Source organism: Streptomyces sp. O3, assembly GCF_054788135.1.
Window position 1 is genome coordinate 1 of the sequence record NZ_JBTVYK010000033.1, and the last position, 23370, is coordinate 23370.

General features: G+C 70.9%; 20 protein-coding genes. 1 reads left to right on the forward strand and 19 read right to left on the reverse strand.

What is annotated here, in order from left to right; genetic code table 11:
* The 4 genes from ACX6XY_RS17915 to qcrB form a co-directional block, all read right to left on the reverse strand.
* Positions 1-1550 (reverse strand): DEAD/DEAH box helicase (locus ACX6XY_RS17915; protein ID WP_460331674.1); only part of this gene is annotated, 1550 nt, incomplete at its 3' end.
* Between the two features lie 202 nt (positions 1551-1752).
* Complete coding sequence (locus ACX6XY_RS17920) at positions 1753-1956, reverse strand: cold-shock protein (protein WP_282516245.1); 204 nt, start codon at positions 1954-1956, stop codon at positions 1753-1755.
* Positions 1957-2174: 218 nt separating this feature from the next.
* The gene (locus ACX6XY_RS17925) at positions 2175-2753 is read right to left on the reverse strand and encodes a TetR/AcrR family transcriptional regulator (protein ID WP_460331800.1); all 579 of its coding nucleotides are present in this window, start codon (positions 2751-2753) and stop codon (positions 2175-2177) included.
* 125 nt (positions 2754-2878) lie between these two features.
* Positions 2879-4537, reverse strand: coding sequence for a cytochrome bc1 complex cytochrome b subunit (gene qcrB / locus ACX6XY_RS17930; RefSeq protein ID WP_460331677.1), 1659 nt, complete (start codon positions 4535-4537; stop codon positions 2879-2881).
* Between the two features lie 182 nt (positions 4538-4719).
* Here qcrB and ACX6XY_RS17935 point away from each other — a divergent pair, with 182 nt between their 5' ends.
* Positions 4720-5628 carry a chitosanase gene (locus tag ACX6XY_RS17935; protein WP_460331679.1) on the forward strand — a complete coding sequence of 303 codons (909 nt, stop codon included), beginning with the start codon at positions 4720-4722 and terminating at the stop codon, positions 5626-5628.
* Positions 5629-5665: 37 nt separating this feature from the next.
* Here ACX6XY_RS17935 and ACX6XY_RS17940 read toward each other — a convergent pair whose 3' ends face one another.
* The 15 genes from ACX6XY_RS17940 to ACX6XY_RS18010 form a co-directional block, all read right to left on the reverse strand.
* Positions 5666-6493 carry a carbohydrate ABC transporter permease gene (locus tag ACX6XY_RS17940; protein WP_460331681.1) on the reverse strand — a complete coding sequence of 276 codons (828 nt, stop codon included), beginning with the start codon at positions 6491-6493 and terminating at the stop codon, positions 5666-5668.
* Entirely contained in the window at positions 6490-7485 is a 996-nt protein-coding gene (locus ACX6XY_RS17945) for a carbohydrate ABC transporter permease (RefSeq protein ID WP_460331683.1), read from the reverse strand. Before ACX6XY_RS17945 ends, ACX6XY_RS17940 begins: the two co-directional genes overlap by 4 nt.
* 13 nt (positions 7486-7498) lie before the next feature.
* Positions 7499-8788 (reverse strand): sugar ABC transporter substrate-binding protein, encoded by a 1290-nt coding sequence (locus ACX6XY_RS17950; RefSeq protein ID WP_460331685.1) that lies wholly within the window; start codon positions 8786-8788, stop codon positions 7499-7501.
* Between the two features lie 283 nt (positions 8789-9071).
* Positions 9072-10532 (reverse strand): glutamate synthase subunit beta, encoded by a 1461-nt coding sequence (locus ACX6XY_RS17955; protein ID WP_460331687.1) that lies wholly within the window; start codon positions 10530-10532, stop codon positions 9072-9074.
* Positions 10525-15102: a glutamate synthase large subunit gene (gltB, locus tag ACX6XY_RS17960; protein WP_460331689.1), complete on the reverse strand. Its 4578-nt coding sequence runs from the start codon at positions 15100-15102 to the stop codon at positions 10525-10527. Before gltB ends, ACX6XY_RS17955 begins: the two co-directional genes overlap by 8 nt.
* A gap of 321 nt (positions 15103-15423) precedes the next feature.
* Positions 15424-16155 (reverse strand): VIT1/CCC1 transporter family protein, encoded by a 732-nt coding sequence (locus ACX6XY_RS17965; RefSeq protein ID WP_460331691.1) that lies wholly within the window; start codon positions 16153-16155, stop codon positions 15424-15426.
* A gap of 146 nt (positions 16156-16301) precedes the next feature.
* Positions 16302-17438 carry a prolipoprotein diacylglyceryl transferase gene (lgt, locus tag ACX6XY_RS17970; RefSeq protein WP_460331693.1) on the reverse strand — a complete coding sequence of 379 codons (1137 nt, stop codon included), beginning with the start codon at positions 17436-17438 and terminating at the stop codon, positions 16302-16304.
* A 96-nt stretch (positions 17439-17534) separates the two neighbouring features.
* The gene (locus ACX6XY_RS17975) at positions 17535-18305 is read right to left on the reverse strand and encodes a DsbA family protein (RefSeq protein ID WP_460331695.1); all 771 of its coding nucleotides are present in this window, start codon (positions 18303-18305) and stop codon (positions 17535-17537) included.
* Positions 18306-18368: 63 nt separating this feature from the next.
* Positions 18369-19196 (reverse strand): tryptophan synthase subunit alpha, encoded by an 828-nt coding sequence (trpA, locus tag ACX6XY_RS17980; protein ID WP_460331697.1) that lies wholly within the window; start codon positions 19194-19196, stop codon positions 18369-18371.
* Positions 19193-20434, reverse strand: coding sequence for a tryptophan synthase subunit beta (trpB, locus tag ACX6XY_RS17985; RefSeq protein ID WP_460331699.1), 1242 nt, complete (start codon positions 20432-20434; stop codon positions 19193-19195). The genes trpA and trpB overlap by 4 nt, the downstream gene beginning before the upstream one ends.
* 63 nt (positions 20435-20497) lie before the next feature.
* Entirely contained in the window at positions 20498-20629 is a 132-nt protein-coding gene (gene trpM / locus ACX6XY_RS17990) for a tryptophan biosynthesis modulator TrpM (protein WP_460331701.1), read from the reverse strand.
* Between the two features lie 7 nt (positions 20630-20636).
* Positions 20637-21446, reverse strand: a complete 810-nt coding sequence (gene trpC / locus ACX6XY_RS17995) for an indole-3-glycerol phosphate synthase TrpC (RefSeq protein WP_460331703.1) — start codon at positions 21444-21446, stop codon at positions 20637-20639.
* A 180-nt stretch (positions 21447-21626) separates the two neighbouring features.
* Positions 21627-22154, reverse strand: coding sequence for a DUF2752 domain-containing protein (locus ACX6XY_RS18000; RefSeq protein WP_460331705.1), 528 nt, complete (start codon positions 22152-22154; stop codon positions 21627-21629).
* 132 nt (positions 22155-22286) lie between these two features.
* On the reverse strand, positions 22287-22514 hold the full coding sequence (locus tag ACX6XY_RS18005) for an HGxxPAAW family protein (protein WP_460331707.1): 228 nt from the start codon (positions 22512-22514) through the stop codon (positions 22287-22289).
* A gap of 172 nt (positions 22515-22686) precedes the next feature.
* Positions 22687-23358 (reverse strand): TIGR02234 family membrane protein, encoded by a 672-nt coding sequence (locus tag ACX6XY_RS18010; protein ID WP_460331709.1) that lies wholly within the window; start codon positions 23356-23358, stop codon positions 22687-22689.
* Positions 23359-23370: the final 12 nt, after the last annotated feature.

The following is a 23370-nucleotide window of genomic DNA, read 5'->3' on the forward strand; positions in this document are numbered from 1 at the left end:
GCCCGGCTCTGGCCGCCGGCCCGGCCGCCGCCCTGCCCGGCGCGCCCGGAACCCTGCGCCCTGCTCTGGCCGCCCTGCTCCGCGCCGGAGCCCTGGCCGCGCTGTCCGCCGCCGCGTCGCCCGCGCGACCGCCGCGACGGCGACGAAGCGGACTTCGTCCGCTGTTGCGGCGCGGGCTGCTGCGGGACCTCGATCGTGACCGGGACGCCGGACGGCTCACGCGCCCCGGTGATCCGGCTGAGCTCCTCGTCGTTGGACTTGACCCGCGCCGTGTGCGGCGTGATGCCCGCGTGCGACATCAGCCGGGTCATCTCCCGCTTCTCCTCGGGCAGGACGAGGGTGACGACACTGCCCGACTCCCCCGCCCGCGCGGTCCGCCCGCCGCGGTGCAGATAGTCCTTGTGGTCCATCGGCGGATCGACGTTCACCACCAGGTCCAGGTCGTCGACATGGATGCCGCGCGCCGCGACGTTCGTCGCGACCAGCGCGGTGACCTGGCCGTTCTTGAACTGGTCCAAGGTCCGGTTGCGCTGCGGCTGGGACCGCCCGCCGTGCAGCGCGGCGGCCCGTACCCCGCTGGCGAGCAGCCGCTTGGCGAACCGGTCGGCCGCCCGCTTGGTGTCCACGAACATGATCACCCGGCCGTCGCGGGCCGCGATCCGGGTGGCGACGGCCTTCTTGTCGGTCTCGTCGGCGACATGCAGGACGTGGTGGTCCATGGTGACGACCGCGCCCGCGGACGGGTCGACGGAGTGCACGACCGGGTCGTCGAGGAACATCCGCACCAGCCGGTCGATGTTCTTGTCCAGGGTGGCCGAGAACAGCATCCGCTGGCCGCCCCCCTGAACCTGCTTGAGCAGCGCCGTGACCTGCGGCAGAAAGCCCATGTCGGCCATCTGGTCGGCCTCGTCCAGGACCGTGATCGCGACCTGGTCGAGTCGGCAGTCGCCGCGGTCGATGAGGTCCTTGAGCCGCCCCGGAGTCGCCACCAGGACCTCCGCGCCGCGGCGCAGCGCCCCGGCCTGCCGGTTGATGGACATGCCGCCGACGACCGTGGCCAGCCGCAGCCGCACCGCCGCGGCGTACGGCGTGAGCGCGTCGGTGACCTGCTGCGCGAGTTCGCGGGTCGGTACGAGGACGAGGGCGAGCGGCGCCGTGGGTTCGGCGCGGCGTCCCGCGGTGCGGGCCAGCAGGGCGAGGCCGAAGGCGAGGGTCTTGCCGGAGCCGGTACGGCCGCGGCCGAGTATGTCGCGGCCCGCGAGCGAGTTGGGCAGCGTCGCGCCCTGGATCGGGAAGGGCGCGGTGACGCCCTCCGCGGCGAGGGTTTCGAGCAGCGCGGCGGGCAGGTCGAGCGCGTCGAAGGTCTCGACGGCGGGCAGCGCGGGAACGACGGTCTCCGGCATGGCGAAGTCGCTCTGCGGGGCTGCCGGACGCCGGGCGGTCTTGCCGCGGCCGCCCTGGGCCCGGCCGCCTTGTCCCCGGCCTCCCGGCGCCGGTCGGCCGGAGTTCCGGGTGCGGGCGGGGCGTGCGGGGCGTGCGGGGCTGCTCATGCGGTGTTGCCTTCCGTCGGGGGGTACTGGAGGTCTGCGTACGGCCGGGAATGAATGACGGCCAGCGCGGCAGATGTGCCGGGCGCCGCGAGCCCGGTCAAAGCCTCAGCACCCTCCTGAGCCTTTGGACAGCAGAAACCGGGGCCCGCACCGCGAAGGTGCGAGCCCCGGCTGCGAACTACGCGCCCTGACGGGCAGCGAGTCAGGCGGGGAGGATGTTCTCCGCCTGCGGGCCCTTCTGGCCCTGCGTGACGTCGAAGGTCACCTTCTGGCCCTCGTGCAGCTCACGGAAGCCCTGGGTGGCGATGTTCGAGTAGTGGGCGAAGACGTCGGCGCCGCCGCCGTCCTGCTCGATGAAGCCGAAGCCCTTTTCCGAGTTGAACCACTTCACGGTTCCAGTAGCCATGTCAATTCTCCTAAACATATGGGGCAGATCCGGAATCTCGCACCTCGCGAGTTCCTCGTCGCCGCGTTGAGCCCCATCAATGCCGGAGAAGCCGGAAAACAATAATGCGCCTGAGGAACATTCCCGTCAGGCGCACATAAAGTTCATGGGTACCAAAACTGCAACACGGAAACCATAGCACGTCCTCCCGGACACGCCACGGCGGTGTGGCCTACGGCTCACGCGTCCCGGTGCACGCCCGCGCCCGGTACGGCGATCCCGTCCAGGACCATCGAGAGGTACTGGCGGGCGATCTCCTCGGGGCTGTGCTGGCCGCCGGGCCGGTACCAGGAGGCGGCGACCCACACCGTGTCGCGTACGAAGCGGTAGGTGAGCCGGACGTCCAGGTCGGCGCGGAAGGCGCCGGTGGCGACGCCGCGCTCCAGGGTGCCGAGCCAGGCCTTCTCGAACTTCTGCTGGGACTCCACGAGATAGCGGAAACGCGGCTGTTCGGCGAGGTGGTGGGACTCCTTCTGGTAGATGGCGACCGCGGGGCGGTGCCGGTCGATCTCCCGGAAGGACTCGGTGACCAGGGCCCTGAGGGTCTCGCGGGGGCCGAGGTCGGCGGCGAGCACCGCGTCATAGCCCTCCCAGAGCTCGGTGAGGAAGCTGGCGAGGATCTCGTCGAGGATCGCCTCCTTGGAGTCGAAGTGGTAGTAGAGGCTGCCCGCGAGCATCCCCGCCTCGTCGGCGATCTTCCGCACGGTGGTGGCGTTGTAGCCCTGGGCGGCGAACACCTCGGCCGCGGTCGCGAGCAGCTCACGGCGGCGCGCGGGCGCCTGCCTGGCCGGATGACTCGTCTTGTTACTCGTCTTGCTGTTCGGTTCGCTGCTGTTCGGTTCGCTGCTGTTCGGCACGGGCCCATTGTCCGCCTCGGGCGCGCTCAGTGGCGCCGCTCGCTCTCGGCGATCTCCCGGTACTCCTCGGGGGTGGCCTTGGGCAGCTGCGCGCCGGGCCCGTACATGGCGTGCGAGAGCCGTACCCGCAGCCGCTCGGCGGGCCTGACGCGGCGCTTGACGCCGTTCGCGTCGACCAGCGGGCCGAGGTCGTGGGGCGTGGGCTGCTCGTGCGCGGTGAGGGTGTACCGCCGGTCCTGGGGCAAGGGCTGGTGGACTTCGATGAACTCGCCGTGCGGCAGGCGCTTGATGACGCCGCTCTCGGTGCCGTGCAGGACCTTGTCGCGGTCGCGCTGCTGGAGCGCCAGGCAGATCCGTTTGGTGATCATGAAGGCGAGTGCCGGGCCGACGAAGACGGCGACCCGCACGAACCAGGTGATGTCGGTGATCGACAGGTGGAAGCGGGTGGCCCACAGGTCATTGCCGCCGCCGATCAGCAGGACCGCGTACAGCGTGAGCCAGGCGACGCCGAACCCGGTGCGGGCGGGGGCGTTGCGGGGGCGGTCGATGATGTGGTGCTCGCGCTTGTCGCCGGTGACCCAGGCCTCGAAGAACGGATAGACGGCGATCGCCAGCATGATCAGCGGGAAGAGCGAGAAGGGGATGAGGACGCCCAGTTGCAGGGTGTGGCCCCAGGCGTTGATCTCCCAGGCGGGCATCACCCGGATCAGCCCCTCGGAGAAGCCCAGGTACCAGTCGGGCTGGGCGTTGGTGGAGACCATGTCGGGGCGGTAGGGGCCGAGGTTCCACACCGGGTTGACGGAGGCGACCGCGGCGAGGATCGCCAGGACCCCGAAGACCAGGAAGAAGAAGCCGCCCGCCTTGGCGACGTAGACGGGCATGAAGGGCGCGCCGATGACGCGCTTCTCGGAGCGTCCGGGGCCCGCGAACTGGGTGTGCTTGTGGTAGAAGACCAGGATCAGGTGGAGGACGACCAGGCCGAGCATGATCCCTGGCAGCAGCAGGATGTGGAACATGTAGAACCGCGGGATCATGTCGGCGCCGGGGAACTCTCCGCCGAACAGGAAGAAGGAGAGGTACGTCCCCACCACCGGGATCGACAGCAGCGCGCCCTGCGCGAAGCGCACGCCGGTGCCGGACAGCAGGTCGTCGGGGAGCGAGTAGCCGGTGAGGCCGGTGAGCAGGGCGAGCATCAGGATCGTCCAGCCGAAGAGCCAGTTCAGCTCGCGCGGCTTGCGGAAGGCGCCGGTGAAGAACACCCGCATCATGTGCACCAGCAGCCCGGCGACGAAGACCAGGGCGGCCCAGTGGTGGATCTGCCGGATGAGCAGCCCGCCGCGCACTTCCATGCTGATGTCGATGGTGGACTCGTACGCCCGGCTCATCTGGACGCCGTTCAGTGGCGTGTACACGCCGTCGTAGACGACCTCGGCGCTGCTCGGCTCGAAGAACAGGGTGAGGTAGACGCCGGTGAGGATGAGGATGAGGAAGGTGTAGAGGCAGATCTCGCCCAGCATGAACGACCAGTGGTCCGGGAAGACCTTGCGCATCTGCGCCTTGGCGGCCCCGTAGACGCCGAGACGGCCGTCGGCCCAGTCGGCGACCCGCTCGCCCTTGGGCGGCCGGGCGGTCTGTCGGGTGGTCCGTCGGCCGCTTTCCGGGATGCGCTCGGTGTGTCCACTCATGCGGGCCCCTTCCAGGCCCGTCCAGGGTAAGCACGGCGGTCACGGCTGCCAACAGACCGTAGCCCGAAAGGGTTTCGCCCCCGCGTCGGCCCGCCCCAGGAGCTCGCGCGGGCCCGCCCCCGAGAGTCTCACCCCTGGTCCCACGCACCACGATCGTTAACCTGAGCCTTACGCTGTGCGGCATGAAGCGTGCCAGTTGCCTCTTTTTCGCGATCGCTCCGCTAGCGACCCTTGCGTTCTTCCTGTTCGGGCCGAGCTCGGGGTCGGACGACTTCCGGGCCAAGGACAAGCAAGAGCAGGACGGCCTTGAGGACTGGGAGCGCGACAAGAAGGCCGCCGAGAGCGACGCGCTGGACGAGCGGATCGCCAAGCTGCCGCCGGGCCTCGCCGCCCCGGAGAAGCGGAAGCTCGCCCTGCAACTGGTGTCGACGGCACACGGCTCCACGCTCGACTGGCGGCTGATGTACGCGTCCATCAGCGACGGCGGCGAGGGCGCGGGCTACTGCGCGGGCATCGCCGGGTTCTGCTCGGGCACCAACGACATGCTGTCCTTCGTCGAGCAGTACACCAAGGAGCACCCCGACAACGGCCTCGCCGCCTATCTGCCCGCGCTGCGCGAGGTGAACGGCTCGGGCTCGCACGAGGGCCTGGACCCGGACTACCCCGAGGCCTGGGCGGCGGAGTCCGCGAAGCCCGCGATGCGCGAGGCGCAGGACGAGGCCCTGGACCGGTTCTACTTCAACCCCGCCGTGAGGATGGCGAAGATCGACGGCCTGGGCACGCTCGGCCAGTTCATCTACTTCGACGCGATGCTCCAGCACGGCCCCAGCGCCGACGAGTGGGGCTTCTACAGCATCCGCAAGGCCGCGATGGAGAAGGCCGACACCAAGGCCGAGGGCGGCGACGAGAAGGCGTACCTGGAGACCTTCCTGGACGTACGGCGGGGCATCATGAAGCAGGCCGAGCGCAAGTCGCAGCGCGAGACCAGCCGGATCGACACCGCGCAGCGGGTGTTCCTGCGCGCGGGCAACCTGGATCTGAAGACGCCGCTCGAGTGGCGGATGTACGGCGAGACCTTCCGCGTCCCGTAGTCCCGTAGTCCCGTAGTCCCGTAGTCCCGTAGCGGCGTCACCCCTTGACGGCCCCCGCCGCGAGCCCGGAGCCGAGCCTGCGGTGCACGATGATGAAGAAGATCATCACCGGCGCGGTGACCAGCGTGGAGCTGGCCATCACCGGGCCCCAGGCCGTGGAGTTCTCCCCGAAGAACTGGAAGATCCCCACCGCCGCCGTGTAGTTCTCGCTGCTCTTCATGAAGGTGTACGCGAACACGAACTCGTTCCACGCGGTGATGAAGGCGAAGATCGACGTCGCCACCAGCCCCGGCGCCACCAGCGGCAGCAGCACCGACCGGAACATCCGGAACCACGAGGCGCCGTCGAGGTACGCGGCCTCCTCGACCTCCTTGGGCACGGTCGCCACGAAGCCGCGCAGGGTCCAGATCGCGAACGGCAGCGACAGCGCGATATAGACGATGCTCAGCCCCAGCAGGCTCTCCAGCAGGTCGTAGTCGCGCATCTGGATGAACAGCGGGATGACCAGCGCCTCCAACGGCACCATCTGCACGATCAGGATCATCAGCAGCACGGACGTACGGAAGCGGAACCTGAAGCGGGCCACCGCGACGGCCGCGAAAAGCGACAGCAGCGCGGCCCCCAGGATGGTGCCGAAGCCGACGACCGCCGAGTTCAGCAGATACGTACCGAAGTCGCCCTTCTCGAAGGCGAACGCGAAGTGCTCGAAGCTCACTCCGCTGGGCAGCGGGTCCGCACCGCGGGTGAGCGCCTTCGGGTCCAGGGCGGTGGACACCATCCAGTAGACCGGGAACAGCGCGAACACCAGCAGCGCGACGACCGCGGCCGCGAGTCCGCAGCGCGCGGCCGGTGAAGTGCGGGTCACAGGTCCTCCTCCCCCTGTCTGAACAGCGTGCGGATGTACACGATCGTGATCGCCAGGAGCAGCAGGGTGAGCAGCACGGCCGCGGCCGCGCCCGTTCCGTAGTCGTTCTCGGCGAAGGCCTCGATGTACGAGTAGACGCCGAGGTTGTAGACGTCGGGGTTGGAGCCGTCGCCGCCCGGCATCAGGAAGATCTGGGTGAAGACCTTGAAGTCCCAGATCGTGGAGAGGATCGTCACCACCAGGAAGACCGGCTTGATGGTCGGCACGGTGATCCGCCAGAACCGCTGCCAGGCGCTCGCGCCGTCGATCAGGCCCGCCTCGTACAGCTCCCTGGGGATGGTCAGCAGTCCGGCGAGTACGGTGATGGCGACGAACGGGAAACCGTGGTGGACGACGTTGAGCGTGGCGATCGCGTAGAACGGCACGCGTTCGGTGAACCAGTTGGTGGTCTCCGGGTCGATCAGGCCCAGGCCCGCGGCCAGGTGGCTGAACAGGCCGTCCGCGGGCTGGAAGAGCCAGATCCACACATAGGTGCCGGTGACGGCGGGCATCGCCCAGGCAGCCATGATCGCCAATGAGCAGATCAGCCGCCAGACCGGGCCGAGCCGGTTCAGCAGCAGCGCCACCAGGGTGCCGACCGCGACCGTGAGGCCGACGCAGGCGAACGCGAAGAACGCGGTGTTGGGCAGGACCGTCTTCCACAGCAGTGAACTGGTGACCAGCTCCCGGTAGTTGTCGAAGCCGGTGTAGGCGCCGGCCCCGCCGCCGAACCTGACCTGGTACTCCTGTAGCGAGAGCTTGCCGACCTGGATCATCGGCCAGAGCAGCAGCCCGGCGAGTACGACCAGGGCGGGGGCCAGCAGCAGCCAGGGCCGGGTGAGGGTGATCAGCCGTTTGCGGCGGCGGGCGGCGGTGTCGGGGGCGGGGGGTTCGGGTTGCCGGGGGCGGCGGACGCGGGTGTCCGGCGCGCCGCGGGTGAGTGTGGTCTTCACCGGTGTGCCGCTCTTACTTGTCGTCCTTGGCGAAGATGTCGTCCATTTCCCTGGCCGCCTGGTCCGCGGCCTCCTGGACGCTGGCCTTGCCGTTCAGGATGGACTGGACCATGCGCGGGATGACCTTCGAGGCCTGGATCTCGCCGTACGCCTTGGTCTTGGGGACGGTCGCGCCCGCCTCCATCATCTGCTTCGCGAACGGCTCGACCAGCGGATCCTTCTGGGCGGCGACCTTCTGCAGCTCGGAGTTCTGACCAGGGAAGTAGTTGGTCTGCGCGGCCCACTTGGCGGCGAACTCGCCGGTGGTGAGCATCTTCACGAACTCCCAGGCCAGATCCTGCTGGTCGGTCCGGAAGGCGGAGAGGTAGGACCCGCCGAGGAAGGACTTGCTCATGCCGCCGTCCTGGCCGGGGATCGGCACGGCGGCCAGCTTGCCCTTGAGGCCGGGGTTGCCCTCCACGATCGCCTTGGGCGTCCAGTTGCCGCCGACGGCCATCGCGATCTGTCCCTTGTTCCAGGCGTCGCCGACCTCCTTCTCGGTCCAGGTGTTGACCTTGGCCGGGGAGACCTTGTCCTGGGTGGCGAGGCCGGTGTAGTACGCCAGGCCCTCGACGGCCTTGGGGGAGTTGACGGCGGACTTCCAGCCGTCGCCCTCCGGTACGGCCAGCTCGCCGCCCGCGCCCCAGACGAAGGGGGCGGCGAACATCTCCGCGCCGCCCGCGACGGGGAAGGCGACCATGTCCGGTTCCTTCTCCCTGAGCGTCTTGGCGGCGGCCCGGAGCTCCTGCCAGTCGGTCGGGGCCTTGAGGCCGTGCTCGGCGAAGACGTCCTTGCGGTACACGATGCTGCGGACGCCCGCGTACCAGGGCATGCCGTACTGCTTGCCGTCCAGGGTGCCCGCGTCCCGCAGGCCCTCGACCAGATCGTCGCTCAGCCCGGACGCCTCGACCTTGTCGGTGACGTCGACGAGCGCGCCGGTCTCGGCGAACTGCGGGATCCAGGTGGTGCCGACCTCGGCGACGTCCGGGACCTGGTCCTTGCCGCCTTCGATGGCGGTGGTGAACTTCTTCTGCGCCGAGGCCCACTGCTGGTACTCGACCTTGACGCTGGCGCCGGTCCGCTTCTTGAAGGCGGCGGCGGCCTCCTTGAAGAAGGGCTCGGGGTCGGGGTTGGTCCCCTCCATGATCCAGACGGTGAGGGTCTTGCCCCCGGCCTCGTCGCCCGAGTCATCGCCGCCGCAGGCGGTCGCGATCAGTCCGAGCGTCATGGCGATTCCCGCTGCCGCGATGACACGTCGCCTCATGCCTGGCCCCCTCTTCCGTGGGAAGTCCTTGCTGGAGTGATTGTGGTCACACCTTCCAAGGCCGGTCTATACCCGTTGAGGCGGCGCGCCGACCGGCACCCGCCTGGACGGCCACAACCACCAGGACGACCACGGTTCGTCCGGGTCCGCTGGAAGCGGGAAACGCCGCGGCGCCCACCCAGTCCGGTCGGGGACGGGGGCGGGCGCCGCGTCAGGTCCGCACTTCGTTGTACGGAACGTCAGGGGGCGGTACTGCGTCGAGTACCGGGTACCGCGTGCCGGGTCAGACCGTCAGGGAACGGTCCGTCGGGCGGATCGGGGCCGGGAGGTCGCTGGCCCCGGTGAGGAAGCGGTCCGCGCCGCGTGCGGCGGAGCGGCCCTCGGCGATCGCCCAGACGATCAGCGACTGGCCTCGGCCCGCGTCACCGGCAACGTACACGCCGGGGACGTTTGTCTGGAAATCGGCGTCACGGGCGATATTACCGCGTGCGTCGAGCTCCAGGCCGAACTGCTGGACCAGGCCGTTCTCGGTGTCGGTGCCGGTGAAGCCCATGGCGAGGGTGACCAGCTGGGCCGGGATGACCCGCTCGGTGCCGGGCTTCTGCTCCAGCTTGCCGTCCTTGAACTCCACCTCGATGAGGTGCAGGGCCTTGACGTTGCCGTCCTCGTCGCCCTCGAAGTGGGTCGTCGAGACGGAGTAGACCCGCTCGCCGCCCTCCTCGTGCGCGGAGGTGACCTTGTAGAGCATGGGGAAGGTCGGCCAGGGCTGGTGCGGCGCGCGGTCCTCGCCGGGCTTCGGCATGATCTCCAGCTGGGTGACCGACGCGGCGCCCTGGCGGTGAGCGGTGCCCACGCAGTCGGCGCCGGTGTCGCCGCCGCCGATGACGACGACGTGCTTGCCCTCGGCGGTGATGGGGGGCGCCACGTAGTCGCCCTCCTGCACCTTGTTGGCGAGCGGCAGGTACTCCATCGCCTGGTGGATGCCGCCCAGCTCGCGGCCCGGTACGGGCAGGTCGCGGGCCGTGGTGGCGCCCGCGGCGATGACCACGGCGTCGTAGCGCTTGCGCAGGTCGGTCGCGGTCACGTCGCGGCCGATCTCGATGCCGGTGCGGAACTTGGTGCCCTCCGTGCGCATCTGCTCGATGCGCCGGTTGATGTGCCGCTTCTCCATCTTGAACTCGGGGATGCCGTAGCGCAGCAGGCCGCCGATGCGGTCGGCGCGCTCGTACACGGCGACGGTGTGACCGGCGCGGGTCAGCTGCTGGGCGGCGGCGAGACCGGCGGGGCCCGAGCCGATGACGGCGACGGTCTTGCCGGACAGGCGCTCGGGGATCTGCGGCGCGACGTCGCCGTTGTCCCACGCCTGGTCGATGATCGAGACCTCGACGTTCTTGATGGTGACGGCGGGCTGGTTGATGCCGAGCACGCACGCCGACTCACACGGGGCCGGGCACAGGCGGCCGGTGAACTCCGGGAAGTTGTTGGTGGCGTGCAGCCGCTCGGACGCCGCCTCCCAGTCCTCGCGGTAGGCGTAGTCGTTCCACTCGGGGATCAGGTTCCCGAGCGGGCAGCCGTTGTGGCAGAACGGGATGCCGCAGTCCATGCAGCGGCTGGCCTGCTGGGAGATGATCGGCAGCAGCGAGCCGGGGACGTAGACCTCGTTCCAGTCCTTGAGCCGCTCAGGGACGGGGCGGGTCCGGGCGACCTCGCGGCCGTGGTTCAGAAAGCCCTTCGGGTCAGCCATGGGTCGCCGCCTCCATCATCTTCTCGGTGATCTCGGACTCGGGGAGTCCGGCTCGCTCGGCGGCGTCCTTGGCGGCGAGCACTGCCTTGTAGGTGCTGGGGATGATCTTGCTGAAGCGGGCCTGGGCCGTGTCCCACTCGGCGAGCAGCTTCTCGGCGACGGTGGAGCCGGTCTCCTCCTGGTGGCGGCGCACCACGTCGTGCAGCCACTGCTTGTCGGTGTCGTCGAGGCTCTCGACGGCCCCGGCGTTACCGGAGTTGACCTGGTCCAGGTCGAGGTCGATCACATACGCGACGCCGCCGGACATACCGGCCGCGAAGTTGCGTCCGGTCTCGCCCAGGACGACCGCGTGGCCGCCGGTCATGTACTCGCAGCCGTGGTCGCCCACGCCCTCCGAGACGACCGTGGCGCCGGAGTTGCGGACGCAGAACCGCTCGCCGACCCGGCCGCGCAGGAAGATCTCGCCGCCGGTCGCGCCGTACGCGATGGTGTTGCCCGCGATGGTCGAGTACTCGGCGAGGTGGTCGGCGCCGCGGTCCGGGCGGACCGCCAGGCGGCCGCCGGAGAGGCCCTTGCCGACGTAGTCGTTGGCGTCGCCCTCCAGGCGCAGGGTCACCCCGCGCGGGACGAAGGCGCCGAAGGACTGTCCGGCGGAGCCGGTGAAGGTGACGTCGATGGTGTTGTCGGGCAGGCCCGCGCCGCCGAACTTCCGGGTGACCTCGTGGCCGAGCATGGTGCCGACGGTCCGGTTGATGTTCCGGATCGCGACCTGGGCGCGTACCGGCTGGGCGTCCTCGACGGAGTTCGCGGCCAGCGCGTCGGCGGCGAGCTTGATCAGCTCGTTGTCGAGCGCCTTCTCCAGGCCGTGGTCCTGCTCGATCAGCTGGTGGCGTACGGCGCCGTCCGGGAGGTCCGGGACGTGGAACAGCGGCTCCAGGTCCAGGCCCTGGGTCTTCCAGTGGCTGACGGCCCGGTCGGTGTCGAGGAGCTCGGCGTGGCCGACGGCCTCCTCGATGGAGCGGAAGCCCAGCTCGGCGAGGATCTCGCGGACCTCTTCGGCGATGAACTCGAAGAAGTTGACGACGTACTCGGCCTTGCCGGAGTAGCGGTCGCGCAGCTCCGGGTTCTGGGTGGCGATGCCGACCGGGCAGGTGTCCAGGTGGCAGACGCGCATCATGATGCAGCCGGAGACCACCAGGGGCGCGGAGGCGAAGCCGAACTCCTCGGCGCCGAGCAGCGCGGCGATGACCACGTCACGGCCGGTCTTCAGCTGGCCGTCGGTCTGCACGACGATACGGTCGCGCAGGCCGTTGAGCAGCAGCGTCTGCTGGGTCTCGGCGAGGCCCAGCTCCCAGGGGCCGCCCGCGTGCTTCAGCGAGGTGAGCGGCGAGGCGCCCGTACCGCCGTCGTGTCCGGAGATCAGGACCACGTCCGCGTGCGCCTTGGAGACACCGGCGGCGACGGTGCCGACGCCGACCTCGGAGACCAGCTTGACGTGGATCCGCGCGGCCGGGTTGGCGTTCTTGAGGTCGTGGATCAGCTGAGCCAGGTCCTCGATGGAGTAGATGTCGTGGTGCGGCGGCGGCGAGATCAGGCCGACGCCCGGCGTGGAGTGCCGGGTCTTGGCGACCCACGGGTAGACCTTGTGTCCGGGCAGCTGGCCGCCCTCGCCGGGCTTGGCGCCCTGCGCCATCTTGATCTGAATGTCGTCCGCGTTGACCAGGTACTCGCTGGTGACGCCGAAGCGGCCGGAGGCGACCTGCTTGATGGACGAGCGGCGCGCCGGGTCGTACAGGCGCTCCGGGTCCTCGCCGCCCTCACCGGTGTTGGACTTGCCGCCCAGCTGGTTCATGGCGATGGCGAGGGTCTCGTGCGCCTCCTTGGAGATGGAGCCGTACGACATGGCACCGGTGGAGAAGCGCTTGACGATCTCCGACACGGGCTCGACCTCGTCGATGGAGATCGGCTGGCGGCCGCTCTCCCCAGCCTTGAAGCCGAACAGGCCGCGCAGCGTCATCAGCCGCTCGGACTGCTGGTTCACGCGGTCCGTGTACTGCTTGAAGATGTCGTAACGGCGGTTGCGGGACGCGTGCTGGAGCCGGAAGACCGTCTCGGGGTCGAACAGGTGCGGCTCGCCCTCGCGACGCCACTGGTACTCGCCGCCGATCTCCAGGGCGCGGTGCGCGGAGGGGACGCCGGAGGCCGGGTAGGCCTTGGCGTGCCGGGCGGCGACCTCGTCGGCGATGATGTCGATGCCGACGCCGCCGAGCTTCGACGTGGTGCCGTGGAAGTACTTCTCGACGAAGGCCTCGTCCAGGCCGACGGCCTCGAAGACCTGCGCGCCGCGGTAGGAGGCGACGGTCGAGATGCCCATCTTGGACATGACCTTGAGCACGCCCTTGCCGAGGGCGTGGATCAGGTTCCGGATGGCCTGCTCGGGCCCGCCGTCGGTGGCGTGCAGGAACGTACCGGCGCGGACCAGGTCCTCGACGGACTCCATCGCCAGGTACGGGTTGACGGCGGCGGCGCCGTAGCCGATGAGCAGCGCGATGTGGTGGACCTCGCGGACGTCACCGGCCTCGACCAGCAGACCGACCTGGGTGCGCTGCTTGGTGCGGATCAGGTGGTGGTGCACGGCCGCGGTGAGCAGCAGCGACGGGATCGGAGCGTGCTCGGCGTCGGAGTGCCGGTCGGAGAGCACGATCAGCCGGGCGCCGCCCTCGATGGCGGCGTCGGCCTCGGCGCAGATCTCCTCGATCCGCGCGGCGAGGGCGTCGCCGCCGCCGGAGACGCGGTAGAGACCGGAGAGCGTGGCGGCCTTCATGCCGGGCATGTCGCCGTCGGCGTTGATGTGGATGAGCTTGGCCAGCTCGTCGTTGTCGATCACCGGGAAGGGCAGCGTGACGCTGCGGCAGGACGCGGCGGTCGGCTCCAGCAGGTTGCCCTGCGGGCCGAGCGAGGAGTGCAGCGAGGTGACGAGCTCCTCGCGGATGGCGTCCAGCGGCGGGTTGGTGACCTGCGCGAACAGCTGGGTGAAGTAGTCGAAGATCAGCCGGGGGCGCTCGGACAGGGCCGCGATCGGAGTGTCCGTGCCCATCGAGCCGAGCGGCTCGCCGCCGGTCTTGGCCATCGGAGTGAGCAGGACGCGCAGCTCTTCCTCGGTGTAGCCGAAGGTCTGCTGGCGGCGGGTGACCGAGGCGTGGGTGTGCACGATGTGCTCGCGCTCGGGCAGGTCGCCGAGCTGGATCTCCCCGGCCTCCAGCCACTCCTGGTACGGCTCGGCGGCGGCGAGCGCGGCCTTGATCTCGTCGTCTTCGACGATGCGGTGCTCGGCGGTGTCGACGAGGAACATCTTGCCGGGCTGGAGACGGCCCTTGCGGACCACCTTGGCCGGGTCGATGTCGAGCACGCCGACCTCGGAGCCGAGGACGACCAGGCCGTCGTCGGTGACCCAGTAGCGGCCGGGGCGCAGGCCGTTGCGGTCCAGGACCGCGCCGACCTGGGCGCCGTCGGTGAAGGTGACGCAGGCGGGGCCGTCCCAGGGCTCCATCATCGTGGAGTGGTACTGGTAGAAGGCGCGGCGCGCCGGGTCCATGGAGGCGTGGTTCTCCCAGGCCTCGGGGATCATCATCAGCACGCTGTGCGGCAGCGAACGGCCGCCGAGGTGCAGCAGTTCGAGCACCTCGTCGAAGGAGGCCGAGTCGGAGGCGTCCGGGGTGCAGACCGGGAAGATCCGCTCGATGTCGCGCTCGGTGCCGAACAGGTCGGACACCAGCTGGGACTCGCGGGCGCGCATCCAGTTGCGGTTGCCCTTGACCGTGTTGATCTCGCCGTTGTGCGCGACGAAGCGGTACGGGTGGGCGAGCGGCCAGCTCGGGAAGGTGTTCGTCGAGAACCGCGAGTGGACCAGCGAGATCGCGGACGCGAAGCGGCGGTCCGAGAGGTCGGGGAAGAAGGGCTCCAGCTGGCCGGTGGTCAGCATGCCCTTGTAGACGATCGTGCGCGCGGACAGCGAGGGGAAGTACGTGGCGGCCTCACGCTCGGCGCGCTTGCGCAGGACGAACGCCTTGCGGTCGAGCGCGATGCCGGTGCTGGCGCCGTCGGCGACGAACAGCTGCCGGAACTCCGGCATCGTGGAGCGGGCGGAGGCGCCGAGCAGCTCGGGCGCGACCGGCACCTCGCGCCAGCCGAGGACGTTGAGGCCCTCTTCGGCGGCGATGGCCTCGATCCGGGCGACCGCGTCGGCGGCGGTGTCCTGCGGCAGGAAGGCGATGCCGACGGCGTACGCGCCGGCCTCGGGCAGCGGGAAGTCGGTGACCTCGGCGAGGAAGGCGTGCGGGACCTGGAGCAGGATGCCCGCGCCGTCGCCGGAGTCGGGCTCGGAGCCGGTGGCGCCGCGGTGCTCAAGATTGCGCAGTACGGTCAGCGCCTGCTCCACCAGCTCGTGGCTGGCAACACCGGTCAGGGTGGCCACGAACCCGACACCGCAGGCGTCGTGTTCGTTACGGGGGTCGTACATCCCCTGCTGGGCGGGGCGACCGTCCATGGGCGACCAGGCGTCGGAACGCATCGGCTCTCCCGTCGTCGTCGTGGCAGATGTGCGGTGCCGAGGGACGACGTTGGCCCTCAGGGTGGTGAAATTTCGTGCAGGTTACATGATGGAGTGATTCTCGGAAACCGGATACTTCATTCCACCATGTGGACACCGCTGGGTGGCGGTGAGTGAGGGCCGCGGGGCCCGTGGACTCGTGCGGACGGGTCGATGACCGTCGGCGCGTGGCGCGCGAGCTTCATTGCCCGCGGCGCTTACGGCTCATGCCCGGCGGCCACGGAATCGAAACCGCCGGGTAACAACTACTTATGCGAAGACCTGTATAGGCCAAAATCCCGCTCATCCTAGGGCCGCGCCGAACGCCGTGCCCAGGACGTACGTCACACCCGCCGCCGCGCCGCCCAGGGCGAGCTGCCGCAGCCCGCTGTACCACCAGGTACGCGCGGTCACCCGCGCCACCACCGCGCCGCACACGAACAGCCCGGCCAGCGCGAGCAGCACGGCGGGCCACAGCGCGCTCGCGCCCAGCAGATACGGCAGCACAGGCAGGATCGCGCCCAGCGCGAAGGCCCCGAACGACGACACAGCGGCCACCAGGGGCGAGGGCAGGTCGCCCGGATCGATGCCCAGCTCCTCGCGCGCGTGGATCTCCAGCGCCTGGTCCGGGTCCTGGGACAGCTGGTGGGCCACCTCGTGGGCCAGTGCCGGCTCGACGCCGCGCGACACGTACAGCGCGGCGAGCTCCTTCATCTCGTCCTTGGGGTGCTTGCGCAGCTCGCGGCGCTCGACGTCCAGCTCGGCCTCGACCAGCTCCCGCTGCGAGGCGACCGAGGTGTACTCCCCCGCGGCCATCGAGAAGGCGCCGGCGGCGAGCCCGGCGAGTCCGGTCAGCACGATGGTCTGCTGGGAGACCTGGCCGCCCGCGACGCCGGTCATCAGCGCGAGGTTGGAGACCAGGCCGTCCATCGCGCCGAACACGGCGGGGCGCAGCCAGCCGCCGTTCACATCGCGGTGCGTGTGGTTGTCCCGGTGCGCTGCGTGCAGCGCCGCCTCGTTCTCGATGATCGCCATTCCGGCCCCCTCCTCGCGTGCTTTCGTGATCGAAAGTACGCGCGAAAAATGGCTCCCGCCAGCAAGGAAGGCCGTACTTACCCATGCGAAGGGCCCCCTCGGACGGGTAGTCCGAAGGGGCCCTTCGCGCTCGCTGGGGTCCGGCGTCAGCCCTGGTGGGCCGACTTGGCTTCGCCGTCCGCGGCCTGCGCCTTCGGGGCGTCGGCGCCCGCGTCGGCGTCGGCTTCGGGCTGGTCGTCGGGCTTGGCGTCCGGGCCGGGCTTGGCGTCGGCCTTGGCCTTGGCCTCGGTGTTCGGGCCGGGCTTGGCGTCGATGTCGACGGCGGGCTTGGCACCGGCCGAGGCCTTGAGCTCGGCGGCGTCGCCGGACGCGTCCAAGCTCGCGTCGCCGGACGCGTCCAAGCTCGCGTCGCCGGACGCGTCCAAGCTCGCGTCGCCGGACGCCTTCGCGTCCTGGTCCGCGCCCGGTTCCACGACCTCCTCGCGGCCCGGCCGCAGGCGCGCCGAGACCACCATGTACGCGACGGCGAGGAGGAAGACGACCATCGACGTCCAGACGTTGAAGCGCAGGCCGAAGACATCGTTCAGCTGGACGTTGTCCACTCGCATGTACTCGATCCAGCCGCGCCCCGCGCAGTACGCCGCGACATAGAGAGCGAACGCCCGCCCGTGGCCGAGCTTGAAGCGGCGGTCGGCCCAGATCACCAGCAGGGCGACGCCGATGCACCACAGCGACTCGTACAGGAAGGTCGGGTGATAGGTGCCGGGGACCCGGCCGCCGTCCGAGCGGGTGATCTCCAGCGCCCAGGGCAGGTCCGTGGCGCGGCCGTACAGCTCCTGGTTGAACCAGTTGCCCCAGCGGCCCAGGGCCTGGGCGATGGCGATGCCGGGCGCGATCGCGTCGGCGTACGCGGGCAGTGGGATGCCACGGCGGCGGCAGCCGATCCAGGCGCCGAGCGCGCCGAGCGCGATGGCGCCCCAGATGCCGAGGCCGCCCTCCCAGATCTTGAAGGCGTCCACCCAGTTACGGCCCTCGCTGAAGTACAGCTCGTAGTCCGTGATGACGTGGTAGAGCCGTCCGCCGACCAGGCCGAAGGGCACCGCCCAGACGGCGATGTCGGCGACGGTGCCGACCCGGCCGCCGCGGGCGACCCACCGGCGCCCGCCGAGCCAGACCGCGGCGAAGACGCCGAGGATGATGCAGAACGCGTAACCGCGCAGGGGCACGCCGAAGGGGTCGATCTCACCCTTGGCCGGGCTGGGGATGAAGGCAAGGATTTCCATGGCGCTCTCGACGCTACCGTGCCGGACGCGCTGCACGGCAACCAGCCCGCCTTACGGCTCCGTAACAGGCTCGGCAATCGACCCTCTGGGGTTCGGCTAGCCCGCGGCCTCCTCGACCATCTTCTTCAGCTTGTCGGGGGTGAGCGGATTCTGCTGGTCGGAGAAGATGTCCTCGCCGTCGAGCAGCACGGTCGGGGTGCCCCGGAAGCCGCCCTCGCGGAAGGCCTCGTTGGACTTGGTGACCCAGCTGTCGTGCGTGCCGTCCTCGACGCACCGCTTGAACGCCGCGGTGTCCAGTCCGTCCACCTCGCCCGCGAGCTCGATCAGCCTGTCGTTCTCCGCGAAGGCGTCGTCCGATTCCTCGGGCTGGTTGGCGAAGAGGACGTCGTGGTACGGCTTGAACTTCCCGGCGTCCTGGGCGCAGGCCGCGGCGTTGCCCGCGCGCAGCGAGCCCCGGCCGCCGAAGTTCCCGTCGATGATCGTGGCGAGGTGGTACTCGACCTTGAGCTGCCCCTTCTCGGTGAGCTCGTCGATCGTGGGGTTGTACGCCTGCTCGAAGCTGGCGCAGGCCGGGCAGCGGAAGTCCTCCCAGATGGTGAGCGTCGACGAGGCGCCGTCCTCGCCCACCGGGATCATCAGGCTGTCGTCGCCGCTCGCGCCCGACGGGGCGACCACCGGGCCCGACGCGGCCTTGTCACCGCCGGTGTTCGCGGCGATCACCCCGATCACGGCGGCCAGGCCGAGTACGCCCACCACGGCCGCGGCCACGATCAGCGTGCGGCGCCGCCGCTCCTGCGCCTTCTGCTTCTCGCGCTCCCTCGCCAGCCGCTCGCGGGCGGTGCGCTTTGACTCATGGTTCTCGCTCACACCCCGCAAACGAACCGGGGAGGCACCAGCGTGCCTCCCCGGTCCCAGGTCCACTCGTACGGGTTACCTGTCGCGGCGTACGCCTTCGGCGAGCTCGGCCGCGAGCGCGCGGACCGCCGCCAGACCCGCGGCCTCGTCCGGGGCGTCCAGCAGCCGCTGGACGAACGCGGAGCCGACGATCACGCCGTCGGCGAAGCCCGCGACCTCCGCGGCCTGCCGGGCGTTCGAGACGCCGAGCCCGACGCAGACCGGCAGGTCGGTGGTCGCCCTGGTGCGGCGCACCAGATCGGCGGCCTGGGCGCCGACGGACTCGCGGGTGCCGGTGACGCCCATCAGCGAGGCGGCGTACACGAACCCGGAGCCCGCGGCGGTGATCTCCGCGAGGCGGGCGTCCTTGCTGCTGGGCGCGACCACGAAGACCGTGGCCAGGCCGTGCTTCTCGGCGTGCGCGCGCCACTGCGCGGACTCCTGGACCGGCAGGTCGGGCAGGATGCAGCCCGCGCCGCCCGCCGCGGCCAGCTCCGCGGTGAACCGCTCGACGCCGTAGCGGTCGACGGGGTTCCAGTACGTCATGACGAGGACCGGCTTGCCCGTCGCGGTGTGCGCCTCGCGGACCGTGCGCAGCACGTCGGCGATCTTCAGGCCGCCGCGCAGCGCGATGTCGTCGGCGGTCTGGATGACCGGGCCGTCGAGCACCGGGTCGCTGTGCGGCAGGCCGACCTCGACGACGTCGGCGCCGGATTCGAGTACGGCCTTGACCGCCTCGATGCCGCCGTCGACGGACGGGAAGCCCGCCGGGAGGTAGGCGATCAGGGCGGACCGGTTCTCGGCCCTGGCCTGGGCGAGGGTGTCGCTCAGCAGCTGGATGTTGCCGTTCGTCGCGTTGCTCACTTGGCGTCGCCCTCCCCGTCGTACAGCCCGAAGTAGCGGGCGGCCGTGTCCATGTCCTTGTCGCCGCGCCCGGACAGGTTGACGACGAGCAGTCCGTCCTCGCCCAGCTCCCCGCCGACCTCCAGAGCCCCGGCCAGCGCGTGGGCGCTCTCGATGGCCGGGATGATGCCCTCGGTCCGCGACAGCAGGCGCAGCGCCCGCATGGCCGCGTCGTCGGTGACGGCGCGGTACTCGCCGCGGCCGCTGTCCTTGAGGTAGGCGTGCTCGGGGCCGATGCCGGGGTAGTCGAGTCCGGCCGAGATCGAGTACGGCTCGGTGATCTGGCCTTCCTCGTCCTGGAGTACGTACGACCGCGAGCCGTGCAGGATGCCGGGCTCGCCCGCGGTCAGGGTCGCCGCGTGCTCGCCGGTCGGCACGCCGTGTCCGGCGGGCTCGCAGCCGATCAGGCGTACGCCGGCGTCGGGGATGAAGGCGTGGAACAGGCCGATGGCGTTGGAGCCGCCGCCGACGCAGGCGACGGCCGCGTCCGGGAGGCGTCCGGCCCGCTCAAGGATCTGCCGCCTGGCCTCGACGCCGATCACGCGGTGGAAGTCGCGGACCATGGCCGGGAAGGGGTGCGGTCCGGCGACGGTGCCGAACAGGTAGTGGGTGCGGTCCACATTGGCGACCCAGTCGCGGAAGGCCTCGTTGATGGCGTCCTTGAGGGTCCGCGAGCCGGATGTCACGGCGATCACCTCGGCGCCGAGCATCCGCATCCGGGCGACGTTCAGCGCCTGGCGCTGGGTGTCGATCTCGCCCATGTAGATGGTGCAGTCGAGGCCGAACAGCGCGCAGGCGGTGGCGGTCGCCACGCCGTGCTGGCCCGCGCCGGTCTCGGCGATCACTCGGGTCTTGCCCATGCGCTTGGTGAGCAGGGCCTGCCCGAGCACGTTGTTGATCTTGTGTGAGCCGGTGTGGTTGAGGTCCTCGCGCTTGAGGAAGACACGGGCGCCGCCCGCGTGTTCGGCGAACCGGGGGACCTCGGTGAGCGCGCTGGGGCGGCCGGTGTAATGGACGAGCAGGTCGTCGAGTTCGGCCGCGAACGCGGGGTCCGCCTTGGCCTTCTCGTACTCGGCGGCGACCTCGTCCACGGCGGCGACCAGGGCCTCCGGGATGAACTTGCCGCCGAAGTCGCCGAAGTAGCCCTCGGCGGTGGGGGTGCGACCCTCCGGGTCGGGGATGAAGAATTCGCTGGGCATGGGTGCGATGCTCCTACGTGGGGATGCGTCGTGGTCACGGTTGCGTGGTGGCGCGCCCCCGCGTCATCGCATCCCGTTGACCTGGCCCGGCTCGGAGCCGATCACATACCGCACCCGGCGGCCGTGCACACGCCGCGCCGGGGCCCGGCAGCCGCGAGGTCGGCAGCCGGGTCCGAGACGGGCGGCGATGGGCATCGGCGGGTCAGTCCCTTCCGTGCCGCAGCGCCGGGTGCGCGCCCGCCGCGACCAGGTCGACCACCGCGGCCTTCGGGTCGCGCCCGGTGACCAGGGACTCGCCGACCAGGACCGCGTCCGCGCCGTCGTGGGCGTACGCGATCAGGTCGTGCGGCCCGCGCACGCCGGACTCGGCGACCCGGATGACGCCCGCCGGGATCTCGGGGGCGACCCGCGAGAAGGTCGAGCGGTCGACCTTCAGCGTCTTCAGGTCGCGGGAGTTGACGCCGATCACCTTCGCCCCGGCCGCGACCGCCCGCTCGACCTCCTCCTCGTCGTGCACCTCGACGAGCGGCGTGAGTCCGATGGACTCCGCGCGCTCCACGAGCGAGACGAGGGCGGGCTGGTCGAGTGCCGACACGATCAGCAGGGCGAGGTCGGCGCCGTACGCCCTGGCCTCCCAGAGCTGGTACGAGGTGACGATGAAGTCCTTGCGCAGCACCGGGATGTCGACGCGGGCGCGCACCGCCTCCAGGTCGGCCAGCGAGCCGCCGAAGCGGCGCTGCTCGGTGAGGACGGAGATGATCGCCGCGCCGCCCGCCTCGTAGTCGGCGGCGAGCCCGGCCGGGTCCGCGATCGCGGCCAGCGCGCCCTTGGACGGGCTGGAGCGCTTGACCTCGCAGATGACCTTGACGCCGTCGCCGCGCAGGGCGGCGAGCGCGTCCTTGGCCTGGGGGGCCTTCGCCGCACGCTCCTTGAGCTCGTCGAGGCTGACGCGCGCCTGCCGTTCGGCGAGGTCCTCGCGGACGCCTTCGATGATCTCGTCGAGCACACTCACGCGAGCGGCCCCCTTCCCTGACAGCGGTCTGAACTTCAGTGGTCTGAACCTCAGCGGACTGAAACTGATCGGATGGGACCCGCCTGAGCGGGTGACCCGATCACCACTGCGATGTTATCCGCAGGAGAGCGAAGGCTCCGCATCCGGTTGACGCCGGTCCCAATAGCTGGACGTCCGCCGTTACGGCGCCAGCCAGGCCCCGAAGGGCAGATTCCGTACGACGCTGAACACCAGGAGTACCGCGCCGATGCTCCACTGGTGGGCGTTGCGCAACGCGATCCGCGTCGGGAGACCGCGCGTGGCGCGGGTGATCCACAGCACCCAGAACGCGGCGAAGGCCACGAAGCCCGCCACGGCGAACGCGTTGGCGCCGAGCGCGGTGGCGAAGTCGCCGTTCGCGAAGGCGTGGGCGCTGCGCAGGCCGCCGCAGCCCGGACAGAGCAGGCCGGTGAGTGCGAGGAGCGGGCAACCGGGGTAGTGGCCGGGCTCGTTCGGGTCGACCGCGCCGACGTAGGCGAAGGCGCCGACGACCGCGCCGAGCGTCCCGACCGGGGCCAGCAGCCGCCGGGTCACCGCGAGCGGGCCGCGCGGCGGGTCCGGCACGCGCGCGGCAGGCGGGACGTGCGCGGTGTGCGGGACGTGCGCGGTGTGCGGCGGGTCCGGCGCGTACGCGGTGTCCGGCTGGCTCACTGCGTGGTCTGCGTTCACCCGTGCATTGTGCCCCGGCCCGCTGTCCGGGCGCGCGGCGTGCCCCCTGGGGCTGGTCCGAGTGGTCCGCGAACGCGCGAGGGGCGGAACCGGTGCTCCCGGTTCCGCCCTTTCCGCGGTGTGTCGCGGCGGTCAGCTCTCCTGCGGTACGCCCTGCTGACGGACGGCCTTCGCCTGGCCGAGACCGGCGGCCCGCATGATCATCCCGACCACGCCGCCGAGGACGACCACGACCAGGCCCGCCCAGAACCCCATCGGGTTGGCCATGACCATGAAGGCCCCGGCCACGCAGAAACCGATGAAGGCGATGATGACACCGGTCCAGGCGGCCGGGGTGTGTCCGTGGCTGCTGCCCGCCATGACGTGCTCCTCGTGGTAAAAGTCGAACGCTCCCCGGCCATTGTCGCGCACCGCGCGGAGTGTCCGACGCCGGGGGCGTGTCATCCGCGTCACTCCCCCGGCCGCCGGGCCTGTTCCGCCCTGCTCCGGGGCCTGGCCCCTGCTACTGGCCCGCTACCGGCGTGGGGCCTCGCTACTGGCCTGTGGGGTCCTCGCCCCGGTCGAGGGCCTTCCAGAGGTCCTCGGGGCGGTCCGGGTCCGGCGCCTTGGCGCGCTTCGCGCCGCCCGGCGCGCCGGTGCGCTCGTAGCGGCCGGACATGGCGGGCCAGCGCGTCCCGAACCACAGCGCGAGCAGGCCCGCGCACAGGATCAGCAGGCCGCCGCCCGCGGTGACATACGGCCACGCGGTGTGGGTGACGTCCACGGCGGCGGCCGCGGCGTCGCCCGTGCTGGTGGCGGCCCGCTCGTCGAGCGCCGCGCTGTCGCCCGCGCCGCCCAGCGACGCGGCCACGATGCCCGCGCCGCTCAGCGCGAGCAGCCCGGACACCACGTACCGGCCGGTCCTGCGCACCGCGAAGACGGCGACCAGCGCGGCGAGTCCGACGATGGCCAGGGCCGCCGGGACGCCGGTGACGTCGCTGCCCTTGGCGATCTGGTGCAGCGCGCCCCCGGCCGTGACGGCATCGCCCTCGGCCCAGGTCTGCCGGGTGGCGAGCAGCACCACGGTGGCGCCGAGCGCGCCCAGCAGCAGCGCGGCGGCGAGGCTGCGCCGCCCGCCGCGCTCGCGGGTGCGCTGCCGCGCGGTCGCTCCGGGCTGGGGTACGGCTGGCTGCGGTACGGCTGAAGTCACCCCTCCACTATCCATCACCCAATCGGG